Origin of the sequence: Serratia sp. FS14 (assembly GCF_000695995.1) — a bacterium.
In the GTDB taxonomy this organism is placed as follows: Bacteria; Pseudomonadota; Gammaproteobacteria; order Enterobacterales; family Enterobacteriaceae; genus Serratia; species Serratia nematodiphila.
The window spans coordinates 3,026,177-3,043,545 of sequence record NZ_CP005927.1; the positions used below are offsets into that span (position 1 = coordinate 3,026,177).

The following is a 17,369-nucleotide window of genomic DNA, read 5'->3' on the forward strand; positions in this document are numbered from 1 at the left end:
ACCGGCTTTCCCGGCGTACCAATTACCTACTCTTTAGGGAACAACTGATCGACGGCGCTCTGGATTGCCGCCTGATGGCCGCCACCCGGTGCGGCGGTGCGTGCGGCGCTGCCAGGCTGGTTGAGATCCAGCTGGCCGCCGGTGTTGATCGCGCCATCCTCTTTCACCGTGATATTGAAACTGGTGCCGGTGATGTTGATTTGGCCGTCCGCCAGCAGTTCGATCACGCTTTCGCCGCACTCGAGCCGCAGCGATTCGCCGGAGCCGAGGGTAAAGGCATTGACCACGGCGTCGCTGCGCGTTTTGCCGGTCAGCGCGGAGGATTCGCCTTTGACACCGGTCGCCTGATTGAGCACCACCCGTTTGATCTGGTTACCGCCCACCAGATGCGTGTGGTCGTTAGCGATGGTGTGGCTTTCATCGTTTTTCACCTGGGTGTCCATGTTGCGCTCCGCCTGGATCCACACCTGTTCGGCGCCGGCCTTGTCTTCGAAACGCAGGGCGTTGGCGTTGTCGGCGGTGCCGTCCTTGGTGCGGCTCATAAAGCCCATCTGGGTAGCGGCGGCCGGCAGCGCCCACGGCGGCATGCTGGCTTCGTTATAGACGCGCCCGGTGACGATCGGCCGATCCGGATCGCCGTTGATAAAGTCCACCACCACTTCGTCGTTGACGCGCGGGATCTGCACACCGCCGTAGCCCTGGCCGGCCCAGGCGCTGGAGACGCGCACCCAGCAGGAGCTGCCGTCGTCTTTCGGCCCGAAGCGATCCCAGTGGAATTTCACCTTGATGCGGCCGTATTTATCGGTCCAGATCGATTCGCCGGCCGGGCCGACCACCCGGGCGGTCTGCGGCCCGTGGGTTTTCGGCCAGCTGGCCTGCTGCGGCGGGTGCCAGGGCACGTCCGCCGGCAGCACGGTGAAGTCGATACGGTGTTCGCTACTCTGATCGTCGCCGCTGGCGTAGCGGTTCTCTTTCAGGTGATAGTTGGCCTGCAGCGTCAGGTACTCGCGGTTGTCGTCGGCGTGCGGGGCGTTATACAACGTAAAGGTACTGCCGGGGGCGATGCCCATGGCGGTGGCGGTGCCTCGGATCTGCTGATGCTCGGCCTGCCAGGCCTCCTGGCGCACGCGGGCGTAGAACTCCCCTTGCTGATGCTCGGTATAGCGGCCTGGCCAGTCGTAAACGTCGATCTGCCCCGGCGTGGGGGAGACCGGGTTTTGCCGCGCCTGGAACAGCCAGGCGTTAGGTTTGCGAAAATCATAGTCGTCCAGGCTATAGATGCCCGGCGTGACGCGATCGGACAATGTCCACTGGCTGATGCCTTCCTCGCTGGTGCTGCCGCCGGACGGCGTCAGATGGTAGGGGATCATCTCGTAGCCGGGATAAGGCTGGTGGTGGTGGGGCGCATCCCCGAGCACCAGCGTGTGCTTGCCCATCTCGTGTTTGAAATAGTAATAGATGCCCTCCAGCTCCATCAGGCGGCTGATGAAGTTGAAGCTGCTTTCGTTGTACTGCACGCAGTAGCCCCACAGGCGATAGTCGCCGGTCAGCTGATCTTCCAGCTGCACGTTGTGCTCCGCCAGCAGGGTCTTGACGATCTGCGGCACCGTCTGTTCCTGGAAGATGCGGAAGTTGCGGTCTTTGGTCATCGGCCACAGATCCGGCTGCACGTGCAGGTTATACACCGCGTAGCGCGTGCCGCCGATCTCTTCGCTGCTGACGGCGATGGCGGTGATCTTGCCGTTCAGGTAGCGCGGGGCGCTGAGAAAGCCCTGGGTAGGGATCTCCAGCGTCAGCGGTTGGCCGAGCAGCGCTTTGCGATCGAGCCGCGCGTCGGTGCTCAGCAATTCAATAGAGAAGTCGAAAGGAGTGGAAAGCGCTTCGATGCCGTCCAGCGAGCGGAACAGCAGTTGCTCCTGGCCCAGCGGCGTGTGCGCAATAATGCGATCCAACATGAGAACATCCTCTGTGATTGACGTCATGCCCTGCATACTCCGGCGTTGCAGCGGCCTTGCCGCGCGGCCAATGAGGGGGCAGTTGCTCGTCAGTCTCATGAAATAGGGAAAACCCCGCCGCGGCGGAGTTTCAGAACGGGATTAACCGGCGGTGGCCGGGTTGACCAGCCAGGTGCCGGCGGTGTCGATGCTGAGCTGCTGGCGGCGGAGCCGATCGTTGTGACGGATCTCCAGCTGATAGCGGCCCGGCGCCAGGTTCAGGCTGGCAAAGCCGTTTTCGCCCGCAGTGACCTGCTGCGGCTTGCCGTCGAGGCTGACCTGTTCGCCCGGTTGCAGTTTGAAGTACACCAGCGCCACCGGCTGCGCCGGCGGCGCCGCTTTTTCAGGTTCTGTCGCTGCAGGCTGCGCGGTTTGCGGCGCGCTCGGCTGCTCCGTCAGGGTTTTCTGCGCCGGTGACGCTACGGTGTTTTGGGCGACGGCCTGGGCATCGTCCTTGCCGCCGCTCAGCCAGGCGACGGCGCCGATCACCAGCAGCGCCGCGACGCCGGCGCCGGCCATCATCGGGCGTGAGAATTGGGTGCCGCGCGCGGTAACGGCGCCGGCGGCGGCCGCAGCAGCGGCCGGGTTGGCGGCGACCAACAAGTTCTCCGGCGCGGCGGCCGGGGTGCTGATGATTTCGTTTTCATCGGCGATCGGCAAATGCAACAGCTCGGCCATTTCATCGATGGTCTGCGGGCGGTCTTCCGGCTTCAGCGCCAGCGCGCGATCGACGGTGCGCAACAGCTCCGGCGAGTAGCCGGCGGGGCGGCGCTCGGTCAGCGGCTGGTAGCTGTCTTCGATGCTGCGCACCACGCTGACCGGCGGCGGCGAACCGACGATCAGCGTGTGCAGCACGGCGCCCAGCGCGTAGATATCGGTCCACGGCCCCTGTTCGCCGTCGCTGTTCTCGGTGTACTGCTCGATCGGCGCGAAGCCCGGTTTGAGCATGATCTCCGTTTCGTCCGACAGGTTGCCGATCTCTTTGCGCGCTGACCCGAAGTCCAGCAGCACCGGCAGCTGGCTCTCCTGGATCTGGATGTTATCCAGCGAAATGTCGCGGTGCAGATAACCTTCCTGATGGATGGTGTTGATGGCGCTGAACAGCGGCGGCAGCAGCCGACGGATCCACGCCTCGTCGATTTTCTCCGGCTGCTGCGCCTGCAGGTTTTTCAGCGTGGTGCCGCTGTAAAACTGGGTGCCCATATAGGCGGTGCCGTTCTCTTCCCAGAAGCGCAACACGTGCAGCAGGCCGGGATGCGAGAAGCGCGCCAGCAGACGCGCCTCCTGAATAAAGCTGTTCAGCCCGGCCTGGAAAGTTTTGCCGAAGCGCTCGCCGCGCAGCCCGATGCTGAGATCGTCGTTGCGTTTCGCCAGCGAGGTCGGCATGTACTCCTTGATGGCGATGGTGCGTTCCAGTTGGTGATCGTAGGCGCGGTAGACGATGCCGAAGCCGCCTTCGCCGATCGCTTCCTGGATCTCGAATTCGTTGAATCGATAGCCGCTCGGCAGGCTGTTCGAATTCGGTTTGGTTATCCCGGTTCCCGACATAGTGATGACTCTCTGTGTTCAAAGGGCCGCCGTCTCGGCGGCCGCGGCGTTATGCCTGAAATTGACAAATGAATTCGTGGTTCTGCAGCGCGATATGCAGCTGGCGATAGCGCTGGTCGTTGGCGCTGCCGGTCAGCAGGGTGTGGCTGATCTGCGGCAGCAGGGTGTTGGTCAGGATGGCGTCGACCATGCGGCCGCCGGACTCCACCTCGGTGCAGCGGCTGACGATCTGCTCGATGACCGCGTCGTCGAAGGTGCAGACGATGTCGTGATTCTCCGCCAGGCGGCGCTGAATGCGGCCCAACTGCAGGCGCACGATGTTGCCCAGCGTGGCGTCGGTCAGCGGGTAATACGGCACCACCAGCAGGCGGCCGAGCAAGGCGGCCGGGAACACCGACAGCAGCGGCTGGCGCAGCGCGCCGCTCAGTGCCTCCGGCTCCGGCAGCAGCTCCGGATCGCTGCACAACCCGGCGATCAGATCGGTGCCGACGTTGGAGGTCAGGATGATGATGGTGTTGCGGAAATCGATATGACGGCCTTCGCCGTCCTCCATCCAGCCCTTGTCGAACACCTGGAAGAAGATTTCATGGACGTCCGGGTGCGCCTTTTCGATCTCGTCCAACAGCACCACGCTGTAAGGACGGCGGCGCACCGCCTCGGTCAACACGCCGCCCTCGCCGTAGCCGACATAGCCGGGCGGCGCGCCTTTCAGCGTCGAAACGGTGTGCGACTCCTGGAATTCGCTCATGTTGATGGTGATGACGTTCTGCTCGCCGCCGTACAGGGTTTCCGCCAGCGCCAGCGCGGTTTCGGTTTTGCCGACGCCGGAGGGCCCGGCCAGCAGGAACACCCCGACCGGCTTGTTCGGATCGTCCAGCCGCGCCCGTGAGGTGCGTACCCGGCGGGCGATCAGATCCAGCGCATGGCGTTGGCCGATCACGCGCTGGTTCAGGGTGTCGGAGAGCTGCAGCACCGCTTCAATCTCGTTTTTCACCATGCGGCCCAGCGGGATGCCGGTCCAGTCGGCCACCACCGCCGCCACGATGTTGGCGTCGACGGCGGCGAAGATCAGCGGCGCTTCGCCCTGCAGCGCGCTCAGCTGCTGCTGCAGTTCGCCCAGTTGGGCGCGCAGCGCGTCGGCATCAGGGCCAGCCTCCATTTCTTCGCCGGCAGGCTCCTCCGCTTCCTGCCGGTGCAGCTGGGCGCGCAGCGTGATGATCTCTTGGATCAGCGCCAGCTCTTGCTGCCAGCGATCGGTCAGCTGTTCGAGCTCCTGGCGCAGCGCGGTCAGCTGAGCTTCAATCTCCTGCGGGCGCAGGGGATCGCCGATGCCGACCTTGGCCTCGCGGCGGGCGATATCCAACTCTATCTGCAGCGCATCGATGCGGTGGCGGCAGTCTTCAACCTGGGCGGGCTCGGCGTGTTGGCTGACCGCCACGCGCGCGCAGGCGGTATCCAGCAGCGCCACCGCCTTGTCCGGCAACTGGCGGGCCGGAATATAGCGATGGGACAGCCGCACCGCGGCGTCTACCGCTTCATCCAGCAGCAGCACGCGGTGGTGTTGCTCCAGCGGGCTGACGGTGCTGCGCAGCATCAGCAGCGCCTTGTCTTCGCTCGGCTCGTGCACCTGCACCACCTGGAAACGGCGGGTGAGCGCCGGGTCTTTCTCGATGTATTTCTTGTATTCCGACCAGGTGGTGGCGCCAATGGTGCGCAGTTGGCCGCGCGCCAGCGCCGGCTTCAGCAGGTTGGCGGCGTCGCCGGTGCCCTGGGCGCCGCCGGCGCCGATCAGGGTGTGAATTTCGTCGATAAACAGGATGATTGGCGTCGGGCTGGACTGCACTTCGTCGATTACCGCCTGCAGCCGTTTTTCAAACTCGCCCTTAACGCCGGCGCCGGCCTGCAGCATGCCGATGTCCAGCAGGCACAGTTTCACGTCGCGCAGCTGCGGCGGCACGTCGCCGGCCACGATGCGCAGCGCCAGGCCCTCCACCACCGCGGTTTTGCCGACGCCGGCCTCGCCGGTCAGCAGCGGGTTGTTCTGGCGGCGGCGCATCAGGATATCGATGATTTGCCGGATCTCTTCATCGCGGCCGGCCACCGGGTCGATCTCGCCGTCGCGCGCTCTGGCGGTCAGATCCTGGGCATACTGCGCCAGCACGCTTTCACCGCTGCGCGCCGCGCCGGATGCGTTCTCGGCGCGGCTTTCCGCCGGCGCATCCTGGGCGTTTTCCGCCGAGTGAGCGGTAATGGCGGCGAACTGCTCCATCAACAGATCGGCGTTGATGCGCTCGAACTGCGGGGAAATGGCCTTCAGCAGATGGCGCAGGCTGTAGGTTTTCAGAATGCCGAGCAGCAGGTGGGCGCCGCGGATGCGCGACGCGCCGAACTTCAATGAGCCATAGACCCAGGCGCGTTCTACCGCGCTGTCGATGTGCTCGGACAGATCGGAGATGGCGCTGGCGCCGCGCGGCAGGCGATCGAGCGCCTCGACGATGTCGCGCGCCAGCTGCGCCTCGTCCAGCGCGAAGTGGCGAACGATCTGCTGCAGATCGCCGTCCGGCGATTGCATCAGCTGATGCAGCCAGTGCGCCAATTCGACGTAGGGGTTACCGCGCAGCTTGCAAAACGCCGTCGCACTTTCCAGAGAGGTGAATAACAGGCTATCCAGTTTGCCGAATAATACCGAGCGGCTGATTTCAGACATGGTTTTCCTCAGGTCTCAGAGTGGCCTGACGCCGCGGGGCGTCGGCCGAAATAGGGTCAGAACGGGTTTTCCAGCGGTTCAGGGCTGAAGATCAGATCGTCGAGATCGCGCTGGCGCCGATGGTCTGCCAGCCAACTGCTCAGGCCCAATCGCTGCGCGCCGCCGAGCTGGATGCCGTGCGCCTGTTCCTTCGCCAGGATCAGGCGGACTTCCCAGACGAACTCGATGCCCAGGTATTGGCGCACCCAGTCGCGCAGTTGCCGGCACAGCTCGGCGCCGGGCAGGAAGCGGTCATAGTCCTGCTGCGGCATCGGCCCCAGCTCGATGCGGAATTTATGCTGGACATCGCGCACCGCGATGCCGAGAAAGGCCGACTCGCCGAGCCGCGGCGCACCGCGCCCGGCCTTGAGCCGCGCCTGTTCGCGCGGTTCCACCCGCAGCCAGTGCGGCACGTTTTCGACGATGCGCACCGGCACCTTGAAATACTGCTGCAAAATCTTGCTCAGGCCTTCCGGATCGCGGCTGTGGCGAATCAGATGACCGGCCATAAAATGCTTGGCGTGGGCGTTGATGCTGTCGCGTTCCTGCTGCGCCGGCTGGCCGATGCCGATCAGGCTCGACAGGTACTCGTCGAAGCGCCGGTTGTCCTGGCGATCCAGCGATACCGTCGGCTGCGCGTCGGCCCAGGCGCGGTAAAACAGCAGCGTCAACCGGTGATGGAACAGGTTGGTGAACGCCAGCAGGGTGGTGTCCTGATGGTGATACACCCGTTCGCGCACGTATTCGGTCAGGTGCAGCGGCAGCGGCCCGTTGGGGCCGAACAGGCCGAAACTGAAGATCGAAACGTCGTGCAGCGTGCTGTTGGCGCGCGGCGTCACCTGCGCCAGGGTGGACGGCGCGAACGACAGCGAAGGTTCCTGGCCCAGGCGCAGCATCTCGTGGCGCGGCAGCGGCGCGCGCCCCAACAGGTAGGGTTGGCCGCCCTGGGCGTCGATGCGCCGCAGCAGTTGAAACAGATCGTGCTTGTAAGGCGCGCTGCGCAGCCGCGGCCAGAAGTCGTCCGGCAGGCGATACAGCGCGTTGATCTGCGGCGGCGCCAGTTCGGTGGCGATCATTTCCGCACTCATATCAGCGTCCTTTTGCCCATGCGCGCCTGCCAGTGGGCGATCTCGCCGCGCTGCTGGCTGGAGAGCGTCATCTCGGTGAAGGTGTTCATCGCCACCAGGCGCGAGAACAGGCGCTCCAGCACGCTGCCGAGCAGGTAAGGGCTGTTGCCGGAGAACGCCTGCTCATCGACCGTCAGATCGATGGCGATGCCGCGCGCGAACACGATGGGGCCGGGTTCAGGCACTCGCCGATAGACCGGCCGCAGGTTGCAGTGGCGCACGCCCTGGATCTGTTTGGCGATCGCCGGCTCGCTCAGGTTGCCGTACAGCCCCAGCAGCTGGCGCAGGCTGGCGGCGCCCTGTTCCGGATCGCCGTCCATCATGCTGAGGTAATTCAGCTGCAGCTGGCTGATCAGCCGCCAGGTGATCATCCCTTCGGCCAGCGCCGGACGCGGCGGCGTAGGGCCTTTGCGCAGCGAGACCTGCTTGATCGGGATCGAATCGGGCATCACGAAGTTGCCCTGATCCTGTTGCAACAGCATCAACGGCAGATCGCGGCTGGTGCACAGCACGTCGGCGGTGAGGTATTTCAGATCGCTGTGCCACGGCGATTGCCGTTCGTCCACCAGCGACACGAACACTTCCGAACCGGCGTAGCCGGTGCGGGTGCCGTAGCGGCGGGCGTGCTCCGACAGCGTGCGCTGTTCGCGCCGCAGCGAAAAGTAGGCGCCATAGTTGCCGTCGTCCGCGCTCAGGGTGCTGTAAAACGGCCGAAACTCTTGCTCGTAGCGTTTTTCGCTGGCGCTGCCGCCGAGCCGCTGCACCGAAAACACTTCGTAATCCAGCGGCCGGATATTGTCGACCACCAGATGGTATTCGTGGTTCTTTTCGTTGATCGTGATGCGTTCGGCCACTTTCGGAAACAGGTTGATCACCGGCGTGCAGTGCAGCGCCAGGTGAGCAACGTCAACCACCCGTTCCAGCGCGGCGTCGTGCCTATCGAGCAGCACCACGATCTCGAACTGGCGCAGCCCCTTTTTCCCTTCGCGCACGCTCTGCAGCAGCGGACGCAGGCCGTTGACGCTGAAGAACTGGAAGCGCGCCGGGAAGGCGAAATACTCCTGCAGCAGCCGGTAGCCTTCGAAGTTGCGCAGATCGTTGGGCAGCAGCGCCTGATCGGCGGCGAAGCCCTCCTGTCGCAGCCCGTCCAACGCCAGCGCCCGCCGCTGCGGCTGAGCCTCCACCGTTTGGCAGACAAGCCCGACGCTGTGCTGCATCAGCAACTCCAGCAGCTGCTGCGCCTGCATGTCCGGCCCGGCCAGGTAAAACATCAATTGATCCAGCTGCAGGTTGTTGAGCGTCACACTTTCGTAGCACTCAAGACGAATGCGCAGCGCGCTAACGCAGCCGCTGTGCTGCAGCCCCAGCGAGGCCAGCGGAATATCGGCCGGAATGCCGCCCAGCTCGACGCCGGCGATGCGCACCGGCTGCAGCGTGACGTCATGCGCCGTGGTGTAACTGCAGGTGATGCCGCTTTTCTTCAGCGTCTGGCTGTCCATCATGGTGCCGCGCGGCACCACGAAGCCGTTGCTGATATCGCCTTTACTGCTGTCCGGCTGCAGCTCGGCGATCGCCATCGACGGCGTCGGCGACAGGTAGTTGGGGTAGATGATCTCCAGCAAGCGCTGAGAAAAGCGCGGGAACTCGGCGTCCATTTTCAGCTGCACGCGCGAGGTGAGGAAGGCGAAGCCTTCCATCAGGCGCTCGATATAAGGGTCCGCCACGTCGATGCCGCGCATGCCGAGACGGCCCGCGACCTTCGGGTACTGTTCGGCGAACTCGGCGCCCATCTCACGCAGATAGGCCAGCTCGCGGTTGTAATAATCTAACAGTTTACTGTCCATCGCCTTACCCTATGTCTTTCAGATCGAAGTGGCCGTTTTCCAGATCCACGTCGGTACGGAACAGAAACTCCAGCGGATAGGGCACGCACCACAGGCGGCCCTTGATTTCGATCGACAGCACGTTGTGCAGCTCCAGCGAGCCGGTATCCGAGATGCAGCGCACCTGCAGCCCCTCGGGCAAAATGCGCGGCTCGAAATGGAGAATGGATTCGGTCAGCGCGCGCTGAATGTCGAGCCATTCGATGTCCGACATGCGCTTGCCCGCCAGCGAGGCGATGCCGTAATTCAGGGTGGAGCGCCGCACCTGCGGAAAATCGCCGAGATCCAGATTGGATTCGCTGTTGACGCAGTTGAACAGCCACTGCAGATCGCGCAATACCCGGCGGCGCAGCTCGCTGTGCGACACCAGGTTGCGCACCTGCGCCTCCTGCTTTTTCTGCGGTTCGTCGTCGGTCAGCATATCGAGCAGCACCGGCTGCATTTTGTCGCGCGAGGTCAGGCGTTCGCTGTCCTGACGATAGCGATAGCCCTGGTGGCGCAGATCGCCGCCGTCGTAGTGGGGTGGGCGCTTATCGTTCATGGTCAGGCGCTCGCGTCGAAGCTCAGCTGCCGCAGGCTGTGCAGTGGGAATTCATCGCTTTCGCTGAGCCAGGTTTTCAGGCCCAGCCCCGCATAGTGGGTGCCGTCGCCCAGCGGTTGCCATTCGGTGCGCTTGCCGAGCAGCAGCGCGTCGTCGCTGCCTTCGGCCAGCGGATAACGGGCGGGCAGTTGGCATACCTGTTCGCGGCCATCGGTCAGGCGCACCAGCGCATGGCTCCACACCAGGTCGATGGCGCTCTGCGGCGCCTGGAACTGGATCGCGGCGATGTCGGCAAACGGCAGCCAGTAGTAAACGCCGTTCAGCGCCAGTTCGCATACCGGCCCGAGGCGGCCGTCACCGTCGGTCAGCCAGTCGAAACGCAGCTGCCGTTCTTGTTCGCCTTCGGCCAGCGTTAACCGCCCGGCGCCGGCCGGAGCGGCCTCCAGCGCTTCATCACGCAGCGCCTGGGCCTGTTCGGCCACCCCTTGCGCATCCTGATGCAGCGCCTGCACCATCAGTTGCAGCCAAGGCTGATCCTGCCGCAGCAGCGCCGGCGCGGCCGTGCCGGCAAACACCGCCTGGCGTTGCAGCTCGGCGTTGACTGACTGCATCAGCAGCAGCGTGGTCGGTTGGGCGATCGGTTTCAGCGCCTGCCAGGATTTCAGCTGCGCGTTGGCGCGCGTCCAGTTGCCGCTCAGACACAGCAGTTGCACCAGCGCGGCGCGCAGGTCGGCATCCGCCGGTTTCGCCTTGATATCGTTTTCGACGGCGGTGATGGCCGCGCCGATCGACTGGCCTTGCAGCATGCTTGCTAATGATTTCACAGGCTTTCCTTATAATCAGTGAGTGGCGCCGTTGACCGACAGGTAGCTGCCGCTGGCGGGATCGACCCGGTCTGCGGCCAGCTTTTCCACCAGCTTGAAGGTCAGCGGGGCGGGGGCGCTCAGCAGCGGCTGCCAGGCGGTTTGCGCCTGCTGCACGCGCTGTTTGATCTTGGTCTCGTCGGCGGCGTCGACACGCGGCATTTCAACGATCGCTTCACCGTTGAACGCCCAGGCGTGCAACTGCGGTTCGAAGGTCAGCAGCAGGAAGCTGCCCGGCGCCTGCGGGTTGCCGCCCAAAATGAGCCGTTGGGCGTTGGCGCTGACGACGGTCAGCGCGCGATCGCCGCCGTTAACCTGCGCCAGCGGGTAACCTTGCAGGAACCACAGCGTCGGCGAGAGGGTTTGGCCGCCCTGTTGCAGCGTGACCGCGCCGCTGCCCTGCAGCCAGCCGTCCTCGCCGCAGCGCAGCGCGTCGCCGGCGGGAATGAACAGCGAGCCGCCGTTGGCCTCGTCACGCCAGAAGGTGCGGAAGTGGCAGCCCTGCGGCAGGCTGAAACGCTGAGCCGGCGCGCTGTCCGCCTGCGGAGAAGTCACGGCCACCGCCGCAGGGATCGCCGGTTGCGGCGGGGTTTCCGGCGGCTCGGAGGCCTCTTGTTTGACCACCGGTTTCCAGCCGCGCGCTTTGGCGGCTTCGCCGCTGGCCAGTTTCTCTCCGCGCTTGTCGGTCAGCGTCCAGGGCAGCTGGCCGGCTTTCGGGCACTGCTTTTCCAACAGATTGCCGACGCGCGGCAGAAAGTCGTTCAGCACCGCCGGATCCTGGCTTTGCGCCGAGACGATACGCAGCGGGATGCTTTTGCCGCACCAGCTTGCCGGATTGCTGTTTTTGACGTCATCGATAAACACTTCCAGCTTCTGGCTGGGGGAGTAAACCAGGCGATAGTTCATCGCCTGCGCGGTCGGCACCGCCATCAGGGCGACGAGCCCCGGCATCCAATATTTCATAGTGAACCTTGCTGTGAATGTGCGCTGCTCAGTCGCGGCTCAGAAACCGCTCCGCATCCGCCAGCGAATGCAGCAGGGTGGTTTCCTGCGGTGAGCCAATCCAGACGGCGATAGCGCTGTAGTTATCGCTGTTATTGTTTTTCTTCCATGCCTGCTGCATCAGGGCGATCCACTCGCTGGGGGAGTTGACCATGTGCAGCGACTGTTCCAGTTCGGCCTGGCTGAAGCTGTGCCAGAAGCCGTCGGTGCACAGCAGGAAAACGTCGCCGTCTTCCAGCTGCAGCACGTCACTGTAGGTGGCGTCGCGCTCTTCGTTGAGCCCCAGCGCGAAATACAGCAGGTTGCTGTTGATGCCGTTGGTCTGGTAGCCGGCGTCCTGCATCTGTTGGATCAGGCTGTGGTCGGTGGTGACGGCATGCAGGTAGCCGCGGCGGAACAGGTACAGGCGGCTGTCGCCGGCGTGCGCCCAGTAGGCCAACTGGTAATCGCGATCGATAAACAGACTGACCAGCGTGGTGCCCATCTTGCTGTATTCGTCCGACTGCCGCTGCTGCTGGTGGATGGCGGCGTTGGCGCTGGTGATGTGCTGACGAATGCTCTGGGCGTTCAGGTGCTTTTCGCCGTCGAAGTTTTGCAAAATGGTGTCGCGTGCCAGTTTGGCGGCGATATCGCCGCCCGGAAAACCGGCGATGCCGTCGCACACCACGAAGCAGGCGGCGCGGTTGCCGAGCACCTCGCCGGTCTGATCCTGGTTGGAGGCGCGGCCGCCCTGGTTGGAGGTAGAGGCTATGGTGATATTCATTACGCGTCCGGTTTGGTCTGTGAGTCTTTGTATTGATTCACTTCAACGTCATAGGCGTGCAGGAAGGCTTCGCCGAACAGGGTGTGGAAATCGTCCTCGATTTCGCCGGAGGTTTGCTGATAGTTCTTCACGAAGTAGTCCCACAGCGCGGCCTTGCGGTTGGCGGGCAGCGACAGACGCGGCGCCACGCCTTCCTTGCGCGCTTCTTCTTCGAGACGCTCCGGGTTAAACGACTGCAGCATGGCGGCGATGATGGCGCGAATGCCGGCGATCATCCCCAGCTGGTGCGCCTGCAGGTCGATCAGCGCGTCGCGCACCGCCTGCTCCGGCGGCATAAAGCCCGGCATCTGGCTGCCGAACATCTGCATCAGCACCGTTTTGCCCGAAGGCAGCAACTTGAACGGGTTGTTGGCTTCGTCGAGGATCATGGTCATCTCGGCCTTCACGCCGCGCTTGAGGATCGAGCGGGATGAGAGCAGGGCGACGGTGCCTTGCGAGAACAGGCTCAGCAGGCGGCCGGCCAGGCGGATCTGTTGTTCGTCGAAATGCGGCTGCGGCTGCAGATCGTCAAGACCGATGCCTTGCAGCAGCGCCGCCAGCAACGGTCCTTCCAAGGTGTCGCCATTCGGCGCGGCGGCGTGCTGCCGCTGAGCGGACTGGTAGGCAACCGGATCGATGCCCAGGCGGTTGCCCTGGCGCGGACGCGGCGGCTGCGCAGGCGGCTCCTGCGGGCTGAACTGCGGCGCGGGTTGGGGTTGCGGCTCGGGCATCTGCACGGGCGGCGGCGTCGGCTGAGGGCGTGGCGCTACCGGCTGTGCGGCGACCGGAGCCGGTGCTGGCGGCGGGGACGGCGGCTGTACCGCTTCCTCCGGCTGAGCCAGCGGCACGGCGCCGCCCATCAGCAGCCCCAGCGGATCGTTGCTGTTCAGCGTCTCTGGCGAAGTGGGCGCGGATGAGCCGCCGAACAGCGCCAGCGGATCCAGCTCTTGCTCCGGTTGCTGCGCATTCCGGGCCGGTGTTGCCGGACGCGTCGGCGCAGCCTGCTCCGCCAGCAGCGCGCTGGGGGTGGTGTCGGCCAGAATGTGTTCGCGTTCAAAAGTGGTGTCGGTATTGAACAGCGCCGCCGGATCGGTTTGCTGTTGCTGCAGTTGGCGCAGATCGACCTCGCCCGCCAGCTGCGCCAGCGGATCGGCCGGGTTCAGCTCGCGAGCGGGGGTATCCAGCAGCGGATGATTGTCCGGATTGGCGATCGGCGGCGGTGTGACGGCGGCCGGCGCGTTCGGCGTAAATTCTTCCACCAGGCTGTCCCAGATTTCGTTGGGGATCGGCGCAGCGGATTTTTCTTTGGCGGCGGCTGCAGGGGCCGCGGCAACGGCCTTGGCCACCGGTTGAGCCTGCGGCGCGGCGTGCTGTTGCAGCGCGCTGACTTCAATCTGGTAATCGTCGATGCCGAGCACGTCGCCATCCTGCAGTTCAACCTGGCGGCCGCGCTCCAGCGGAATGTCGTTCAGCAGCACGCGGGTGACGTTGCCGCGGTTGGTGATGCGGCATTCGCCGTCAGCGGAAATATGCACGATAGCCTGCAGGCGGGAAATGGCGCGCTCTTCGTCCGGTAGCACCAGGTTGTTGTCCACGCTGCGGCCGATGGTGCCGCCCGGCGGCAGAAAATCGCAACTGCTCTGCGGCGGAACCTGGCCGCTTTTATTTTTYACAATGGAAAATCGCATAAGGCATTCCTGCTGATTAGATCTTATGGCCAGACAGTGGAACTCGATAACTGGATGAGTTTGACTTAATTTCTTTCCTAAGATAGATCTTTGAATGTGAGTGACTAATTTTTTTGGTTAACGCATTATATGGTCGAAAACTTCAATATAATAACGTGATGCTGTATATGTCAGGTGATGTCATTGCTATTATTCGCATTATTCTTAGTCTTTCTTTTGTAATAGAGATTAGTTGGTAATTGAGACAGGTAAGTAAGGGCGAATATAATACTGGCGTACCACACCTCATCATAGTCTTGAAATTTTATATTGAGCATTGGATCCAGTATCTCAGAACCATAGTTAAATACTAAACCCTGGATGATGCTTGCAAATAAATTTACTGTGGTAGCTATCACAAAAAGGGAATAGGATTTTCTATTGTTGTTTTTTTGTTTTAGGTGATAAAGCCCGACAAATACTAAGACTGACAGGAAAAAGTATAAAAACACAAATGAGTAAGAGTAGGTGGAAAGTGTGACGTCATCGATCACTGTTTTTTCCTTATCCCAATGCTCTAAAATTCCATATGGTTTGTACTGAGTAATAGAAAGCCAAGGAATATTTTCCCAATGACTGATGATTAATGGTGCTGGTATATTTTCAAGTAATAAATTATAAGTGATAAAAATGTAATTAATTTGAGGCTGATGGCTGCAAAAAAATGAATTCTATCACTGCGGCTATTACTTTGAGTAACGTTCAAAAATGGTTTCAGCTTCACTGGCGTTCTGCAGTGAAAGACAATCTAAAGTATGGTAAGTCCCTTGAACTGAGCCTTGGCTGTTTTTATTTGCGTACTGTTCAGCCAGTTTTTCACCTTGTTCAAATGCATCCATCGGCAGTTTACTCAATTCTAAATAGGCGGAAGCGGAACGGAAGGCGTCTTGTTTGGTTTTTTCTGAGTCAGTGGACTTCCCAATGCAGCGGCTGACTAACCAATTTTTATATAGTGCCTCTTGCGATAAAGCATTGAGCGAGTTTTCAGCAAGGACTACATGGCTTCCGAGCAGCAGAGACATTAAAAAGTACGTGTATCTTCTCATCCGAGATAACCTTTGATATGAGCCGTCGTTTGAGCAACTCTGATATCAGTTGTCGTCTTTCCCTTGGTACTTCTTGATGATGGCTTGCAGCTCTTGGCTGCGTACAAGATCGATGCACTTGGCCATCGTCATCGGCTTCCCAGACATGCTGTCATAGGGCTTTGCCAGAAATTCTTTTGCCAGCGCCCTGACGGCGGTATGCGCTTCCAGAGAATAATCGCCGAACTCCATGTAACCCCGAGCGGTGGCGGCGGCATCGTTTTTGACTTCTTTTGCTGAGTACCCCTCGGCGATACAAACGCTAAGCGCGTAGTTTTTGAGGTACTCGGCAGGGGAATAGTCAATTTCTGTCGCTGCATTGACGTTCAAGGTTGCGGCGATGGCCACAGTCAGTGAGATTTTTTTCACTGATTATTTCCGAGGAGGATTTTCATTTACTCTGTCCGGATTGTCTTTCACCCAATTATCATTAGGGCGCTGTACATAATCTTTCGCAAGTTTATCAAGCTCTTCACTATGGTACATATCCATGCACTTCATTAAGTCTAAGCGGCTTTTCCCATCCTTAGCATTGTAATTCTTTTGCAAATACTGCTTTGTCAGCTTGATGATAGGGGATTCTTCATCACGAATTGCATAGTATGACCAAGCATCGATACCATTCGATGAGGCAATTGCATCTTTGCTAGCCTCTGGTGATGTCTTATAAGCGACGGAAATGCAGTAGGTCAGAGCAATATCCTTGTAGTTTTGCAAATAGTTTCGGTACGCCGCTTGCGGTGGCCACTTTTCAATGGGTTCTTCTTGGTTTTTCTGTGCTATAGCACAAGTAGCATATATACAAAGAAAAGAGATAAGGATTTTTTTCATCTCAATACCCAAAAGTTAGCGTAATTTGTTGTATAGCGAGCTTCTGGTTCATTGAAATAACAATGATCATAACAATCGCCGTTCCCATTCCAAAGCGTAGCATGTCCTCCAGCATCGCTCCAACCTGCAATTTCAAACAGTATGATCCCTTTCTTCCCGGCTAATTCACCACCACCTGGAGGAGGGAATTTGACTCGAAGGTCGGGTTTGCCCCAGATCTTTGTCAGATAAGCGATAAGATCTTTAACTCTAAAAAAATACCATTGACGATCGGCGCCTGATACGGTCTGATCTTTTACATAAGGAATGGGGAAGCCAGATTTATTCAAGATGTAGCTCATACGCACAGCGCAGGTGTTTTCCCATTTTCCATTGGGCGCAATATTCATGGCGACACGCCCGCCGATAATCTTGGCAACATTTTGAGCTGAATATTGCGCGTTATATATTTTAGTGCTTGCAGCCCATGCTGCTGAAAAAATGGGGCGATTATTATTCATTGTTATTTCCCTATATTAATCCCCCCGGCCGTAACCGGGGGGGCATGCAGATTAAGCTTCGCGGTTTTCCTTGATGTTCCAACCTGCGCTGCTTTCGGCACCTTTGCCGCCTTTATCGCTCTGCTCCCAGTACTGCTGTTTCACTTTCGCCGCCTGGAAGGAGTAGGTGACGCCCACGGTGTCTTCGCCGCCTGCACCGGTGTACTGCACGGCGGTGACCAGCACGTCTTCCAGAGTGATTTTTGCGTATTCAACCTGGGTGCCGCCCGCCTTGCAAACCGACAGCTCAATCTTGGTCAGGTGTTTGCCGCTTGAGCAGTGTTTCAGCAAGGCCGGGGTTGACTTGTCGATCAGCGCGTTGACGTGCAGATCGTTGAAGCACACTTTACCGGCGCCACCGCCGCCGCCAACGCCCATATTGCCCGGTTGAGAAGCGCCCCAGGAGAAAGAAGTAATGTCGGTCCAGCCTTTGTGATTCGAATCTTTGGATTCGCCGCTGGCACCTTCAACTTTCAGGAACATATCAATAGCCATAGTTTCTTCACTCTTTATTAAGGGTTAACAGTAGTATTAACGTTACGTTGAAAAACTCAGGTAATAGCAGCAGGAATTGCAAGTGTGGTAATGCATTACCAATTTATATCCTTGTGCCATGCACCTTCTTAAATACCGAAAACTATCGGTACGGGTTACCGAGCCACTATTAAGTGCTAATGGCTC

15 protein-coding genes are annotated in these 17,369 nt (G+C 60.7%); all 15 read right to left on the reverse strand.

Translation table 11 applies throughout. From position 1 onward, the window contains the following. Positions 1–26 precede the first annotated feature (26 nt). Complete coding sequence (gene tssI, locus L085_RS13650; protein WP_044030990.1) at positions 27–1,955, reverse strand: type VI secretion system tip protein TssI/VgrG; 1,929 nt, start codon at positions 1,953–1,955, stop codon at positions 27–29. A 141-nt stretch (positions 1,956–2,096) separates the two neighbouring features. Continuing rightward, a complete protein-coding gene (locus L085_RS13655) occupies positions 2,097–3,542 on the reverse strand; it encodes a serine/threonine-protein kinase (protein WP_044030991.1) in 1,446 nt (481 codons plus the stop codon). A gap of 49 nt (positions 3,543–3,591) precedes the next feature. Further along, positions 3,592–6,249 (reverse strand): type VI secretion system ATPase TssH, encoded by a 2,658-nt coding sequence (gene tssH, locus L085_RS13660; protein WP_044030992.1) that lies wholly within the window; start codon positions 6,247–6,249, stop codon positions 3,592–3,594. A gap of 56 nt (positions 6,250–6,305) precedes the next feature. Beyond that, on the reverse strand, positions 6,306–7,376 hold the full coding sequence (gene tssG / locus L085_RS13665) for a type VI secretion system baseplate subunit TssG (protein ID WP_044030993.1): 1,071 nt from the start codon (positions 7,374–7,376) through the stop codon (positions 6,306–6,308). Next, complete coding sequence (gene tssF / locus L085_RS13670; protein WP_044030994.1) at positions 7,373–9,259, reverse strand: type VI secretion system baseplate subunit TssF; 1,887 nt, start codon at positions 9,257–9,259, stop codon at positions 7,373–7,375. The genes tssG and tssF overlap by 4 nt, the downstream gene beginning before the upstream one ends. A gap of 4 nt (positions 9,260–9,263) precedes the next feature. Beyond that, positions 9,264–9,839, reverse strand: coding sequence for a GPW/gp25 family protein (locus L085_RS13675; RefSeq protein WP_004934985.1), 576 nt, complete (start codon positions 9,837–9,839; stop codon positions 9,264–9,266). A gap of 2 nt (positions 9,840–9,841) precedes the next feature. Beyond that, complete coding sequence (locus L085_RS13680) at positions 9,842–10,663, reverse strand: type VI secretion system accessory protein TagJ (protein WP_275451080.1); 822 nt, start codon at positions 10,661–10,663, stop codon at positions 9,842–9,844. Between the two features lie 15 nt (positions 10,664–10,678). Then, positions 10,679–11,665, reverse strand: a complete 987-nt coding sequence (locus tag L085_RS13685; protein WP_044030997.1) for a type VI secretion system-associated protein — start codon at positions 11,663–11,665, stop codon at positions 10,679–10,681. A 28-nt stretch (positions 11,666–11,693) separates the two neighbouring features. Continuing rightward, positions 11,694–12,467: a protein phosphatase 2C domain-containing protein gene (locus L085_RS13690; RefSeq protein ID WP_004934976.1), complete on the reverse strand. Its 774-nt coding sequence runs from the start codon at positions 12,465–12,467 to the stop codon at positions 11,694–11,696. Next, positions 12,467–14,194, reverse strand: coding sequence for a type VI secretion system-associated FHA domain protein TagH (gene tagH / locus L085_RS13695; RefSeq protein WP_044030998.1), 1,728 nt, complete (start codon positions 14,192–14,194; stop codon positions 12,467–12,469). Before tagH ends, L085_RS13690 begins: the two co-directional genes overlap by 1 nt. A 725-nt stretch (positions 14,195–14,919) precedes the next feature. Next, complete coding sequence (locus L085_RS24740; protein WP_226988541.1) at positions 14,920–15,255, reverse strand: T6SS amidase immunity protein Tai4 family protein; 336 nt, start codon at positions 15,253–15,255, stop codon at positions 14,920–14,922. Positions 15,256–15,324: 69 nt separating this feature from the next. Next, positions 15,325–15,678: a T6SS amidase immunity protein Tai4 family protein gene (locus L085_RS13705; protein WP_049870709.1), complete on the reverse strand. Its 354-nt coding sequence runs from the start codon at positions 15,676–15,678 to the stop codon at positions 15,325–15,327. 12 nt (positions 15,679–15,690) lie between these two features. Next, positions 15,691–16,149: a T6SS amidase immunity protein Tai4 family protein gene (locus L085_RS13710; protein WP_016927257.1), complete on the reverse strand. Its 459-nt coding sequence runs from the start codon at positions 16,147–16,149 to the stop codon at positions 15,691–15,693. Beyond that, positions 16,146–16,649, reverse strand: coding sequence for a type VI secretion system amidase effector protein Tae4 (locus L085_RS24745; protein ID WP_071525932.1), 504 nt, complete (start codon positions 16,647–16,649; stop codon positions 16,146–16,148). Before L085_RS24745 ends, L085_RS13710 begins: the two co-directional genes overlap by 4 nt. Before the next feature lie 51 nt (positions 16,650–16,700). Further along, complete coding sequence (locus L085_RS13715; RefSeq protein ID WP_004934962.1) at positions 16,701–17,183, reverse strand: type VI secretion system tube protein Hcp; 483 nt, start codon at positions 17,181–17,183, stop codon at positions 16,701–16,703. Between the last annotated feature and the right edge of the window lie 186 nt (positions 17,184–17,369).